This is a genomic window from Zestomonas ipomoeae (assembly GCF_057128665.1).
The window spans coordinates 65,565-78,636 of sequence record NZ_JBSKHQ010000023.1; the positions used below are offsets into that span (position 1 = coordinate 65,565).

At 65.9% G+C, this 13,072-nt stretch carries 12 protein-coding genes; 4 read left to right on the forward strand and 8 right to left on the reverse strand.

Annotated features, from left to right (window positions below):
* Positions 1-52: 52 nt before the first annotated feature.
* Complete coding sequence (locus tag ACWKV7_RS20835; protein WP_483859615.1) at positions 53-1,549, forward strand: TolC family protein; 1,497 nt, start codon at positions 53-55, stop codon at positions 1,547-1,549.
* A 204-nt stretch (positions 1,550-1,753) separates the two neighbouring features.
* On the opposite strand, the gene ACWKV7_RS20840 is transcribed toward ACWKV7_RS20835, so the two are convergent.
* From ACWKV7_RS20840 to ACWKV7_RS20865, 6 genes are all read right to left on the reverse strand, one after another.
* Positions 1,754-2,638, reverse strand: a complete 885-nt coding sequence (locus ACWKV7_RS20840) for an alpha/beta fold hydrolase (protein ID WP_483859616.1) — start codon at positions 2,636-2,638, stop codon at positions 1,754-1,756.
* 596 nt (positions 2,639-3,234) lie between these two features.
* Complete coding sequence (locus tag ACWKV7_RS20845; protein ID WP_483859617.1) at positions 3,235-3,927, reverse strand: 16S rRNA pseudouridine(516) synthase; 693 nt, start codon at positions 3,925-3,927, stop codon at positions 3,235-3,237.
* Between the two features lie 59 nt (positions 3,928-3,986).
* Positions 3,987-4,205 (reverse strand): cysteine-rich CWC family protein, encoded by a 219-nt coding sequence (locus tag ACWKV7_RS20850; RefSeq protein WP_483859618.1) that lies wholly within the window; start codon positions 4,203-4,205, stop codon positions 3,987-3,989.
* Positions 4,202-5,707, reverse strand: a complete 1,506-nt coding sequence (locus ACWKV7_RS20855; protein ID WP_483859619.1) for a sensor domain-containing diguanylate cyclase — start codon at positions 5,705-5,707, stop codon at positions 4,202-4,204. Before ACWKV7_RS20855 ends, ACWKV7_RS20850 begins: the two co-directional genes overlap by 4 nt.
* A 90-nt stretch (positions 5,708-5,797) precedes the next feature.
* The gene (locus tag ACWKV7_RS20860; RefSeq protein WP_483859620.1) at positions 5,798-6,592 is read right to left on the reverse strand and encodes a DUF4824 family protein; all 795 of its coding nucleotides are present in this window, start codon (positions 6,590-6,592) and stop codon (positions 5,798-5,800) included.
* The gene (locus ACWKV7_RS20865) at positions 6,589-7,662 is read right to left on the reverse strand and encodes a DUF2157 domain-containing protein (protein WP_483859621.1); all 1,074 of its coding nucleotides are present in this window, start codon (positions 7,660-7,662) and stop codon (positions 6,589-6,591) included. Before ACWKV7_RS20865 ends, ACWKV7_RS20860 begins: the two co-directional genes overlap by 4 nt.
* A gap of 367 nt (positions 7,663-8,029) precedes the next feature.
* On the opposite strand from ACWKV7_RS20865, the gene ACWKV7_RS20870 reads away from it, so the two are divergent.
* Positions 8,030-8,200, forward strand: a complete 171-nt coding sequence (locus tag ACWKV7_RS20870) for a hypothetical protein (RefSeq protein ID WP_483859622.1) — start codon at positions 8,030-8,032, stop codon at positions 8,198-8,200.
* A 1-nt stretch (position 8,201) separates the two neighbouring features.
* On the forward strand, positions 8,202-8,354 hold the full coding sequence (locus ACWKV7_RS20875; RefSeq protein WP_483859623.1) for a hypothetical protein: 153 nt from the start codon (positions 8,202-8,204) through the stop codon (positions 8,352-8,354).
* A gap of 49 nt (positions 8,355-8,403) precedes the next feature.
* Here the strand turns inward: ACWKV7_RS20875 and ACWKV7_RS20880 are convergent, their stop codons facing one another.
* Positions 8,404-9,330 carry a LysR family transcriptional regulator gene (locus ACWKV7_RS20880; protein WP_483859624.1) on the reverse strand — a complete coding sequence of 309 codons (927 nt, stop codon included), beginning with the start codon at positions 9,328-9,330 and terminating at the stop codon, positions 8,404-8,406.
* 96 nt (positions 9,331-9,426) lie between these two features.
* Between ACWKV7_RS20880 and ACWKV7_RS20885 the strand changes: the two genes are divergently transcribed.
* The gene (locus ACWKV7_RS20885; protein WP_483859625.1) at positions 9,427-11,214 is read left to right on the forward strand and encodes an alkyl sulfatase dimerization domain-containing protein; all 1,788 of its coding nucleotides are present in this window, start codon (positions 9,427-9,429) and stop codon (positions 11,212-11,214) included.
* Between the two features lie 54 nt (positions 11,215-11,268).
* Here the strand turns inward: ACWKV7_RS20885 and mmsB are convergent, their stop codons facing one another.
* A complete protein-coding gene (mmsB, locus tag ACWKV7_RS20890; protein WP_483859626.1) occupies positions 11,269-12,153 on the reverse strand; it encodes a 3-hydroxyisobutyrate dehydrogenase in 885 nt (294 codons plus the stop codon).
* Positions 12,154-13,072: the final 919 nt, after the last annotated feature.

A 13,072-nucleotide genomic window follows, 5' to 3' on the forward strand; every position in this document is an offset into this window, starting at 1 on the left:
GCGAAGATTGACTATAAGAAAGACGAGCCGTGACTAAGGGGGCGGCCCAAGGATGAAGAAGAGCTATCAGGTATTCGGCGCCAGCTTGCTGGCGCTGGCGATTGGCGGTTGCGCGGTGACCAGCCAGCCGATCGAGCGGAGTGTCAGCGAGCAGCGGGCCAAGGCCGACCTGGCGGACATGTTCAAGGGGCAGGAGCCGCTCAGCGGAGCCCTGACCTTGCATGAGGCCATGGCGCGGGCGGTCAAGTACAATCTCGAAGCCCGTTTGAAGGTAATGGAAGAGGCTCTGGCCCAGCGCCAGATCGATCTCGCCAGCTTCGACATGTTGCCGCGTATCGCCGCCGAAGCCGGTTATGTCGGCCGCAATAACATCAGCGCGTCCAGCAGCCGCAGCATCGAGACTGGCACCCAGTCGCTGGAGCCCTCCACCTCGCAGGAACGTGATCGCAATGTCGCCGACCTGACGATGGTCTGGAACGTGCTCGATTTCGGGGTCAGCTACGTCAGCGCCAAGCAGCAGGCTGACCAGCGCCTGATCGTGCAGGAGCGTCGGCGCAAGGTGCTGCACACCATCATCCAGGACGTGCGTTCGGCCTATTGGCGGGCGCTGGCCGCAGAGCGCCTGCTGGGGCAGATCGACAGCCTGATGGCACGGGTCGACCAGGCCCGCGAGAACAGCCAGCGCATGAGCGAGCAGCGCATCGGCGACCCGGTGCAGGCGCTCAGCTATCAGCGGGGGCTGATCGAGGCGACCCGCCAGCTCGAAGACCAGCGTCGCGCATTGTCGCTGGCCAAGACCGAACTGGCGGCGCTGATCAACCTGCCAATCGGCACCCGGTTCGAGCTGGCAGCGCCGCCGGACGACTACCCGCTGCCGGAGCTCAAGGTGGACATGGCTGCCCTCGAACAGCAGGCGCTGGCCAACCGGCCGGAGCTGCGCGAGCAGGACTACCAGGCGCGCATCGGCGCGGCGGAAACCCGCAAGGCCATGCTGCGCCTGCTGCCCGGCTTGGAGTTCTCCCTCGGCGGGCACTACGACAGCAACTCCTTCCTGGTCAACCAGAGCTGGGCCGACTACGGCGTGAAGGTCACCTGGAACCTGTTCAACGTGCTGTCGGCACCGGCGGCCATCGATGTCGCCAAAGCCAACGAAGAGGTGGTGGTGGCGCGGCGGCAGGCCATGTCGATGGCGATCCTGGCGCAGCTCTACGTGGCCAATGCCAACTTCAACGAGGCGGTCCGCCAGTTTCGCACCAACCAGCAACTGGCCGGCCTGGATGGACAGATTGCCGAGCAGCTGCGCAACCGCCACAAGGCACAGGGCATCGGCGAGCTGGAGCTGATCCAGGGCGAGCTGAACACCCTGCAGGCCAACCTGCGGCGCGACCTCTCCTATGCCGAGTTGCGCAACGCCTATGGGCAGTTGTTCGCCAGCGTCGGCATGGACCCGCTACCCAAGGAATTGCCATCCTCGAAGTTGAGCGACATCGCCAGCGCCCTGGCCAACAGCGAACAGCGCTGGCAGCAAGGGGACCTGGCCGCCCAGTAGGAACCGGGCAAGGGCCGCCTCCGGCCGAGCGGGCACTGTCCGCGAACCGGGCGGCCCTTGCCTGGCGCGCCAGCGTTGTGGCCGGGCTTCCTCTCACCCAGCCCCGCACCCCCAGCGATCCGTCCACAGGGCATCCCCGCCCGCTTTTCGCAGGAGCGGGCCATGCCCGCCACCCCACTCGATAGCCCGCTGGCACCTGCACCCTCATCCGACCAACGCATGGCTGTGCTGCGCATAGGTACTGGGCGCCGTCACGGCCGGTTGGTCGGTCAACAGGAAGTCCAGCAAGGTTTGGCGCGTATCCTGCCAGGCGCTCTTGTGCTCCAGGTCGAGGAAGTGCCCGGTCTTGCGAATGGTGCTGAACTGGCTCCGGCGCGCGTGCTGGGCGAACAGGCGGGCGTCGTCGGGGCAGGTGTATTCGTCCCACTCACCGTTGACGAACAGCAACGGGATCTCGACAGCCTTGGCGCAGGCGATGTAGTCCCGAGCGTTTTCTTCCAGCACCTCGCGGACATGGAAGTGCATCTGCTTGTATTCGTGCGGGTCCAGGCTGCTGATGTGTCGATAGTTGAAGCGCTTGAACAGCGACGGCAGATGCTTGCCGATGGTGCTGTTGATCAGGCTGCCGATGTTGTAGCGGTCGCAGGCGTGCAGAAGGCGCAGGCCGTTTTCCAGGTAGTCGCGCATGGGCGCGTTGATGCAAGCGGTGAACGAGTTGATGACCGCCTTCTCGATGCGCCTGGGCCGATGGGCCAGCGCCAGCAGGGTGGCAGCGCCTCCCCAGGAAAACGACAGCACATGGTCCGCGGCGAAATGCTCGATCAGTTCCAGCAGGACCAGCGCTTCGTCTTCCTTGCTGATGGGGCGCTCATGGCGATTGTGGGGTTTGGACGAGCCGGCATAGGGCTGGTCGTACAGCACCACGTTGAAGCGCGGATAGAGATAGCGAAGGGTATGTGCGAACGACGCTGTGGTCTGTAGCGAACCGTGGACGAGAACGATGGTTTTCTCGGCGGATTCGCTGCGATAGAACTCGGTGTAAACCCGATACTGCCCCTGAATATCCAGTACTGTGGTTTCTGGCCTCATGTTCCTTGTCTCCTGACGTGCAGTCTGGTTTACGCGCGCGGAAAGACCGTGGCGTGAGCTACAGGGCAGGTGGCAAATGCTTGGCAAAGCGAGGCCCATGCCGGTCCTTTACTGGCTGGCCGGCGACTATTGTTCTGGGCGGGCATTGCGGTCGGGAAACCGACGAGGCGAGCACCGGATACGACAACCGGGCTTCGGCGAACGTTCGGTAGGGCAGTCCCGTCGACCGCAAAAAAACTTTCTTAGAGTGTTCTTGTGACTATCGGGTCACATGTGGACCGATGGGTTGGATTCAAGCAGGACCGAGGCGAATCCGCAAGCACTGATTTGAACTGCTGCAGTATCTTCTGCCGGACGGTCCCACCGACGGCTGACTAGCGCCGCGTATCGGCCAATGCATGCGTTATGTGCGCCAGCTTGGGCTTTGGGGCTTTGGGGCTTTGGGAGCGCGTTGCGCTCCGTGTTGGGCTTCGCTGCGCTCAACGCCAACCTACCTGACATTGGTGCCGTGCAGGTGGGCCGTAGGCTGCGGTTGAGGAGCGTAGCGACGAAGCCCAACGACCGGGCCGCTGGATCGGCGAAGAAGCCGGTATCCACTAGAACAGGGCGATTTCTTCCGCACTCAGGGCTCGATATTCGCCGGCTGCCAGGGTCGGATCGAGAACCAGCGAACCCACACGTTCGCGATGCAGCCGCGTGACCCGATTGCGGAAGTACCCGAACATGCGCTTGACCTGGTGGTAGCGGCCCTCATGCAGAGTCAGGCGGGCGCTATGGCTGGAGAGAATTTCCAGCTCGGCAGGCAGGGTGGTGAGGTTCTCGTAGGCGAAGTAGATGCCCTGGGCGAAGGTCTCGATGTACCCGGGATCGATCGGCTGTTCGGTCTCGACGTAGTAAGTCTTGCCCAGCCGGCTCTTGGGCTGGGTCACCCGACGCGACCATTGGCCATCGTTGGTGAGCAGCAGCAGGCCGGTGGTGGTCAGGTCGAGGCGACCGGCTAGGTGCAGCTCATGCGTGTCCGGCTCGTCGAGCAGATCGAGCACGGTGGAGTGCTCGCCATGCTCGGTGGCGCTGACCACGCCCGCCGGCTTGTGCAGCATGAAATAGCGGGCCGAATGGCCGGCCTGGAGCAGCTCGTCGTCCAGCTCGATGCGGTCGAATACTCGCACGTCGCGACGCCCGTCGATTTCGACCTGGCCGTCCACCCGCACGCGGCGGGCGAGCAGCAGCAGGCGCACGTCCTGGCGGCTGTAGCGCGGCAGGTTGCTGAGGAATCGATCAAGACGCATGGGTGGGACGCTGGCCTGGGAAAGCACAGGGACGCCGCGCGGTGAACGGCGCAGGCATGTTACGGATCCGGTGCCGGCGGCGGCGCGTCCGAGGCCGCGCGGGCGCAGGTCGGGCACAGGCAGGCAACGCCGCGGGCCGGCGCCGGGAGACGCTCCAGCGCGGCCGGGTCGACCTGTGCCGTGAAGCACCAGCAGGGCAGGTGGGCGCTGGCCGGGTCGGCCTGGGTGCAGCGGTTGGGCTGGCCGCAAAGCGGGCAGCGCTCGGCATTCGCCGTCACGCGCTGCCCACCGCGTGCGGGCCGGAACTGGGCGCGGTATCCAGGCTGACGCGGTTACGCCCGGTCTGTTTGGCGCGGTACAGCGCGCGGTCGGCGCGTGCCAGCAGGTTGTGCAGGGAGTCGTCCTGGCGCAGGTCGGTCAGGCCGACGCTGATGGTCACGTGCAGATCCTGGTCGGCGAAGCGGTAGCAGGCCTCCTCGGCGTAGCTGCGCAGCTTCTCGGCGATCTGTTGGGCGGCGTCGCTGTCGGTGCCCTTGAGCAGAACGATGAATTCTTCGCCACCCCAGCGGCAGATGATGTCGGATTGCCGCAGGTTGTCGTCCAGGCGGCCGGCGAAACCGCGCAGCACCTCGTCGCCGGCCAGGTGGCCATGGTTGTCGTTGAGCGCCTTGAAGTGATCCAGGTCGATCATCAGCGCACACAGCGGGCTCTGCTCGCGCTGCGCCTCGTGCAGGGCCTGGCTGGCGAGGATGTCGAAGCCCCGGCGGTTGGGCAGGCCGGTCAGCGAGTCGGTGATGGCCAGGGCCTGGATGCGCGTCTGGTAGCGATGGACCGCCAGGCTGACCAGGCCCAGCACCAGACCGGTGATCAGGGCGCAGATCAGCAGGTTGAGATAGAGCGTGTGGCGTATCCCGGCCAGCGCGGCATTCTCGTGCTTGTCGACGAACAGGTACCAGTTCAGCTCCGGGATGAAGCGCACGTTGAGAAAGTGGTTGCGGCCTTCTTCCTGGTATTCATAGCTACCGCTCTTGGGGTTGGGCAACCTGCTCAGCATGGCTTCCAGGCCGGGAATATCGCTCAGCGTCTGCCCGGCCCGCGCGCCCCAGGGGCCGCCGGCGGTACCGGTCAGGCTGATGCGCCCGTTGGTGTCGACGAAGTAAACGCTGCGGTTGTAGCGCAACTGATAGGCGTCGATCAGTTGCACCACCGAGTCGACTGCCAGGCCTACGCCGGTGACGCCGATAAAGCGGCCTTCGTAGTCGAATACCTTGTAGTTGATGAAGAAGGTCAGGCGGTCCTGGTTGGCCATGTCGAAATCGACGTTGATTTCGTAGGGTTCCTGCATGTCTCGCACACGGAAATACCAGGCGTCGCGCGGCTCCTGCTCGTTGACCTTCTTCAGCACGCCCTTGGCCTGGTAGTAGGTACGGCTGCTTTCCGAGATGAAGAAGGCGGTGAAGGCGCCGTAGTGGCTCATGACCTCGTTGAGGTAGCGGGTCATCTGCGCGACGTCGCGCTCACCGGACATCACCCAGTCGCGCACGAAGGTGTCGCGGGCCATCATCGATGAGATCAGTACCGGGCGCACCAGGTCCTTCTGGATCTCCGAGTAGACAGTATCCGAGGTCAGCGGCAGTTCGGTGTTGATGATCTGGTCGCGAATCGACTCCCGGGAGGCGTAGTAGCTCACCAGCGAGGTGGACAGAAAGCCACTGCCGAGCAGGACCAGCAGCAACAGCACCAGGGGCAGGGAGGTGGTCTTGGGCAAGCGCAGGGGCATGTAGCGGTTCCATTGGCACTGGCGGAGTCGCGCCATGTTAGGCCGCCGGAGGGCGACCGACCAGTGCTGTCATGCAGCTGGCCGGCAGGCTCAGCGGGCAAGTCGCGGTACCGCGGCGATCCAGGGTTCCAGCCGTTGGCCGAAGGCGACTTCCACGCGGTACGTCATTTGCCTGGCGGCCCCGGCTTCGGCGAACTGTTCGCGCCACTGCAAGGGAACATCGATGCGCTCGATGCTGAGCTGCTGCAGCGAGCCGTTGAGCTTCAGCACGCCATCGCGCTGGTCATACCAGGGGCGTACCTGGCCGCGCACGATGGCGTGGCGTCGACGATCCGGGAAGCGCTGGCGCAGTGCTTGCGCGTCCAGTCCCACCTCAACCGCGAACAGGCGGCTGGCCTTGTCGCGCTCCTGTTCGAAGGTCTTGCGGGTCTCGTCCAGGCGCTCTGCCAGCGCCTTGTCCCGTGGGTGCGCCCTGGCGGCTTTCTGCGCCTGCTCGAACTGCTCCTGCACATGGCGCAGTTCTCGTTCATAGGCGGGGCCGTCGAACTCCAGCACCACCAGGATTTCACGGCTCGACAGGCGCTTGTGCGTACCCCCTTCTTCAGGCGGCGAAAAACCGAGCTTCAGCATCTGCGCCTGGTCGAGGTGCTTGTAGACGTGCCGGGTCTGGCCGCTGAGTTGGCTGGGCATGCGCCAGGCCAGGCGCAGTGCGACGCCGCTGTCTTCCTCGGTGTGCCGCCGCTGTACAAGCGGTGCTTCGCGCTGGCTGAGGGACAGCCGGCTCTGCGGTTCGCCGCTGCGGTTGTACCAGACGCCGCCGAGGGCGATGGCGTTGCTCAGCAGGATCAGGGCGAAGCCGATCAGCAGTGCCGGTTTGCGTTTCATGCGGATGCCCCTCCCTGGCGGCCGTGGCGCAGGCGCAGGCGCCGCAGGATCAACAGAAGCAGCATCGCGATCAGGCCCAAGACGAGAAAGAACAGGTATTTGGGCATGCTCTCCCACCACCAGTCGAACAGCTTGGTGTAGAGGAAGATGACGAAGAAGGTCAGGCCGGTATTGACCGTCTCCGGCCAGTCACGGCGGGTGCCGAGCCAAATGGTGGCGGCGGCGAGCAGGAAGCCCAGCAACTGGTAGCCGCCTTCGATCCGCTCCGGCGCGAAGGCCAGGTAGCTGGCCTGTCCCCAGTTGGCCAGTACCAGTATCGGCAGGAACAGCGCGAGCAGGCCGAATACACGATAGGTGGCGGCAAAACCGCTGAAGCGCCGCTGCGAAAGCCATTGCGGCACGAGGAAGATCAGCACCGCCGCCGGCAGGAAGTTCTCCGGGCGCTCGCCCATGCTCAGCCAGTAGAGGCCGCTCCAGGTGCCGACCCGTGCGGCGATGAAGGCCAGCAGGCAGACCAGCCCGGCAGCCAGCAGCAGGCGTGCCTCGCACAGGTAGGCGAGCAGCAGGGCGTAGGCGGCCCAGGGCAGCAGGGCCTTGTCCGAGGGGGTGATATTGAAGATCTGCCCGAGCATGACGATGTTCAGCGCGAACGCAGCGAAGGCCAGCATGGCTGCGAGCTTGCTGAAGTAGCCGGAGCTGTCGCGGCCCTGGACCCAGCAGGTCAGCGCCAGGCCGCCGAGGGAGGCGCCAAGCAGGATGCCGACCTGGGCGGTTTCGCCGAACAGGCCCCAGAAGCGGTAGAAGAGAAACAGCAGGCTGGCCGCGAGTGCCAGGGCACCGAGGAAGGAGGTGACGCGCATGCTCAGCGACAAGCGCCTGGACTGGTTGTCGCGGTCGATATCGAAGCGCTGGCGGTAACCGTCCAGCAGTACCTGATGATGTTCGGCGAGCCCATCCAGTTGGTCCGGAGTGAGCAGCAGCGCCTGTTCCTGATGCAGGCGCTCCACTTCGCGGTAGAAGGCCTGGATATCGTCGGCCCTGTGCTGGGCCTGATCGCGGGTAAGAGACATGGCGAATCCTTGCGACTGCGAGCGCCCTTGGGCGCCTCCTGAGTGCTGGCACTCTAGCGGCAAAGCGCCTTGGCACCAAGGGCCGCACGCGGGAAGATTTTGCACGACTTCAAATTTTGTGTCGTTCGATGTTCCGTTCCGGAAAGGCCCCTGCTGCCCGGCACTGGCCCCTCACGACAACCCTCTTCCGGAGGGAGAGGGGGGCGCTGGCGACGCTCCTTGCGAATCTCTCCGGTGCGCTGGTGGCGTGCTGCCGCTACGGAATGTGCGGTTACGCATGATGTCTAAACGATATGCTGGCGGCGCGCTGGGTGCCGGAGCAAACTGGCCCGAAGCCAAGGGCCTGCGGAAATCGAGGAGTATTCCAATGCGCAAGTTGATGGTGGTGATGTTGGGCGTGTTGCTGCTGAGTGGTTGCAGCTTCAGTGCCCCCGGGGTGCATGCGCGGATCGGCGAGCCGGTGCACATCCGGGTTGGCGACCACGGTCACGATGGTCATTTCTGCCCGCCAGGGCATCGCATGAAGGGGAGTTGCTGATATGAAAGCCTTCTGTTCCTTGCTTCTCGCCGGCTTGCTAGTGGTCAGCCTGCCCGGTTGCAGCCTGCGCACGCCCGGCCTGGCCGTGGATATCGGCGACCCAGGCGGTCCACCGCACTGCCCGCCGGGGCAGGCCAAGAAAGGACGCTGCTGAGCGCCCATCGCAAAGACTGAGGAAGCCCGCGAAAGCGGGCTTTCCCGTTTCAGGTCGGGGCACCGGGGCTCGGCGAGGCGGCAGGGATATCCCGGTCTGCCAGGCGAAGTTCCTCGACCACCGCCTGCGCCGCCGGAGAAAGGCTGTGTCCGGCGCGGCTGACCAGGCCGTAGGCGGACTGCTGCAGGCTCTCCGGCACCAGAGGCAGCACGACCAACTGGGCGGCCCGCACGTCGTCGGCAATCACGTCCCAGGGTGCCATGCTCAACACATCGCTCTCGGCCACCAGGCGCTTGAGCACCAGGAAATTGTCGCACTGCACGCTCAATGGCTGGTCGCGGCCGCTGGCTGCCCGCAGGCTGCGCTCCACGTCCAACGGCAGTTGGGTGCCGGCCAGGGGATAGTCGAGCAGATCGCCCAACTGCAGGCCCCTGCGCTGCAGCAGCGGATGGCCGGGGCGGCAGAACAGCACGCCGGAGTGGGCCTGCAACGGCTCGATGTGCAGGTGCGGATCGCCGTGCAGTTCGCGCACGTCGGCCACGAACAGTTCGATGGCGGCGTCCAGCAGGCGGTCGCGCAAGTCCAGCCAGTTGCCGATGTCCAGCTTCACTTGCACGCGCGGATAGCGTTGCAGCAGGCGCCCGAGCGCCTGCGGAACCAGGCGTGCCGCAGGGTAGGGGCCGGCACCCAAGCGCAGCTCGCCGGCTTCGAGGTTGGCCAGTTGGCTGACGGCATTGCTCAGCGCCCGGCTGCCGGCCAGCAGTCGGCGGGCGTGCTCCAACACCAACTGGCCGTGGGCGGTGAGGCTGATGCCGCGACTGTGGCGGTCCACCAGCGAGCAACCCAGGTGGCTTTCCAGCGCCTGGATGCTGCGGCTCAGCGCGGGCTGGCTGAGATGCACCGCCTCGGCGGCGCGGGCGAAGTGGCCGTGCTCGGCAAGGGCGACGAAGCGGCGGAGCTGGCGCAGATCGTTCATGCGTTCTCTGCATCAATGCTTGGAATCGAATGCATTGGAAGTATCCCGCAGCCTTTGCGAGGCTGCCAGCACCGATAACAACAACGAGTCGAGACCATGAAACGACCTGTCCGCTGGAGTGGCCTGCTGCTGACCGCCGCTTTGCCGTTCGCTGCAGTCGCCGCGCTGCCCGAGGAGCGCATCGAGCCGAGTATCAATGCCGAACTGGCCGCCCATACCCAGGTGTTTGCCCAAAAGCTCTACCCGGTGGCCGACAACGTCTGGTCGGCGGTCGGTTGGCAACTGGGTAACGTCGCCATGATCGAGGCGCCGGAGGGCCTGATCATCGTCGACACCGGCGAGTCGGTCAGCGATTCCCGCAAGATCATGGCCGAGTTCCGCAAGGTCAGCGACAAGCCGGTCAAGGCCATCGTCTATACCCACTTCCACCCGGACCACATCAACGGCGTGCAGGCGTTCGCCAGTCGCGAGCAGGTGGAGCGCGGCGAGGTGCAAATCTATGCCCACGAGACCCTGCTGCAGAACGTGGTGACCCAGGGCGCACTGGTCGGGCCGATCCTCGGCGTGCGCTCGGCCTACAGCTTTGGCAGCTTCCTGCCGGAGGCGGATACCCACGGCATGAACGGCGGCATAGGCCCGCTGGTACGGGCCGAGCCTTCAACGTTCATCGCCCCCACGGTGACCTTCCGGGATCGCCTGGATACCACCATCGCCGGCTTGCCGGTGCAGTTCCTGCACGCGCCCAGCGAGGCGCCGGACGAGATCGTGCTGTACCTGCCGGACAACCGCGTGCTGATCAGCGCCGAGGTCGACCAGGGCCCGACCCTGCCGAACATCCATACGCTGCGCGGCACCAAGTTCCGCGACCCGGTGCAGTGGGTGGCCAGCCTCGACCTGCTGCGCGGGCTGCGGGCAGACTACATGGTGCCGTTGCACGGCCAGCCGGTGAGTGGGCGCGACAAGGTCGAGGAGGTCCTGCGCATGACCCGCGACGGCATCGCCTATATCCACGACCAGACCGTGCGCTGGATGAACAAGGGCCTGACCCCCGACGAGCTGGTGGAGAAGGTCAAGCTGCCGCCGCACCTGGCCGGCTACACGCCCTACCTGCGCGAGTACTACGGCACGGTCAAGCACAGCGTGCGGCAGATCTACAACGGCTACCTGGGCTGGTTCCAGGGCGACCCGGTGGACCTCGACCCGACCCCGCCCAAGCTCAAGGCCGAACGCCTGATGGAACTGCTGGGCGGCCGTGACAAGCTGCTGCTGGCGGCGGGCGATGCCTACCTGAAAGGCGACTACCAGTGGGCGGCGGAACTGGCCGGCTATGCCATTCGCGTCGACCACGGCGACGCCCTGGCGCGGGACATCAAGGCGCGCAGCTTCCGCAAGCTGGGCTACGCCAGCATGAACATCAACTGGCGCAACTGGTACCTGATGAGCGCCATGGAGCTGGAGGGCAAGCTGGAGCCCGAGGACATCCGTGACCGCTCGCTGGAGTTGCGCCGCGTGTTCCTGTCCCGCGACATGGTCAAGAGCTTCACCCCGCAGATCTTCCTGCAGAACTGGATCACCCGCATCGACCCGGAAAAGGCTGGCGACGTGGCGCTGACCCTGGGGTTCGATTTCCCCGACGTCGGCGAGCAATGGGCGCTGGAAGTGCGCCGGGGCGTGGCCCAGCTGCACCCGGGCATCCCCGAAGGGACCACGCTCAAGCTGACCATGGAGAAGCGCTTCATGGAGACCCTGCTGACGGGCGAAGGCGGGCTGCTCAAAGGCATGTTGCTGGGAGATGTGCAGGTCGACGGCAACCTGCTGGATATCAAGACCTTTCTCGCCTGCTTCGACTTCGCCGACGAGGAGTTCGGGCTGACCCTGCGCTGACGCGGGTGTGCCCGTAGCGCTCCTGCCTGGTGCCGGAGCGCTACGGGCCGCGCCTCATTCGATAAACAACTGCTGCACCACGGAGAAATCTTGCTTGCCCTTGCCCTGCTTGAGCAGCAGGCGGTAGAGCTGCAGGGCCAGGGCGCCCATCGGCGTGCTGCTGGTGGTGACCTGCGCCGCCTCCTGGGCCAGGCCCAGGTCCTTGGCCATCAGCTCGGCCATGAAGCCGCCGGAGTAACCCTTGGACGCCGGGGCGTTCTCCATCACCCCCGGCCAGGGGTTGTACTTCTCCAGTACCCAGTTGCCGCCGGAGCTCTGGCGCATGATCTCGGCCAGCACGGCCGGGTCCAGCCCATTGGCCACGCCCAGGGCCATGGCTTCGGCGGTGGCGATCATCTGCACGGCGAGCACCTGGTTGTTGCAGACCTTGGCCACCTGGCCGGCGCCGTCCGGGCCGGCGTGGAAGATGTTCTTGCCCATGGCCTGCAGGAACGGCCGCGCCTTCTCCAGCGCCTGCGCCTCGCCGCCGACCATGAACGTCAGGGTGCCGGCCGCCGCGCCAGCGGTGCCGCCGGAGACCGGTGCGTCGAGTAGCTCGATGCCGCGCGCGCTCGCCGTCTGGTGCACCTTGCGCGCCGACTCGGGGGCGATGGTGGAGCATTCGAGCACCAGGGTGCCGGGGGCGATTGCAGTGAGCAGGCCCTCGTCGCCGAGGTACAACCCTTCCACATGGCGACTGGCCGGCAGCATGCTGATCACCACGCTGGCGCCCTGCACGGCATCGCGAGCGCTAGCGGCGGGCTGCGCGCCCTCAGCCGCGAGTTCGTCCACGGCGCTGCGCACCAGATCGAACGCGGTGAGCTGAAAGCCGGCCTTGAGCAAGTTGCGGGCCATGGGCAGGCCCATGTGGCCGAGGCCGAGAAAGGCGATCCGAGTCATTGTTGTTCTCCTTGTTTCTGGGTGCCGAATGGGCTGGTGGTTGATCTGCCGGTGGACAGCTCCGGCCGGCGTTGCTGCCTGTTCCTATCTCGCTTCCCGGCGTGCTCTGCGTAGCCGGCCCCTGGGTACCGGCCTTCGCCGGTATGACGGGGGACTATGCGGCTGCGAGTTCAGCTAAGTGGCTCGTGCACGCAGGCTGTATCGGTCCACTTCCTGTTACTCCGTTCCTCTAACCCGTCTCCCCGGCGAAGGCCGGGGCCCAGCGGTGCGGCTCGGACGGTCCTGCGCTGCCGGCTCCTGGGTACTGGCCTTCGCCGGTATGACGCGGGGCTATGCGGCTGCGGGTTCAGCTAAGTGGCTCGTGCACGCAGGCTGTATCGGCCCACCTCCTGTTACTCCGTTCCTCCAGTCCCGTCTCCCCGGCGAAGGCCGGGGTCCAGTGGGGCGGCTCGGACGGTCCTGCGTAGCCGGCCCCTGGGTACCGGCCTTCGCCGGTATGACAGGGGAGTATGTGGCTGCGAGTTCAGCCGGGTGGCTCGTGCATGCAGGCAGCGTCGGTCCACCTCCTGTTACTCCGTTCCTCCAATCCCGTCTCCCCGGCGAAGGCCGGGGCCCAGTGGGGCTGCTCGGACGGTCCTGCGTAGCCTGCTCCTGGGTACCGGCCTTCGCCGGTATGACGGGGAGCTACGCGTCTGCGAGTCCAGCCAGGTGGCTCGTGCAGGCAGGCAGCATCGGTCCATCACCTGTTACTCCGTTCCTCCAAGCCCGTCTCCCCGGCGAAGGCCGGGGCCCAGTGGGGCGGCTCGGACGGTCCTGCGCTGCCGGCTCCTGGGTACCAGCCCTCGCCGGTATGACGGGGAGCTACGCGTCTGCGAGTCCGGCCAAGTGGCTCGTGCAGGCAGGCCGCTCGGGTTCTCCT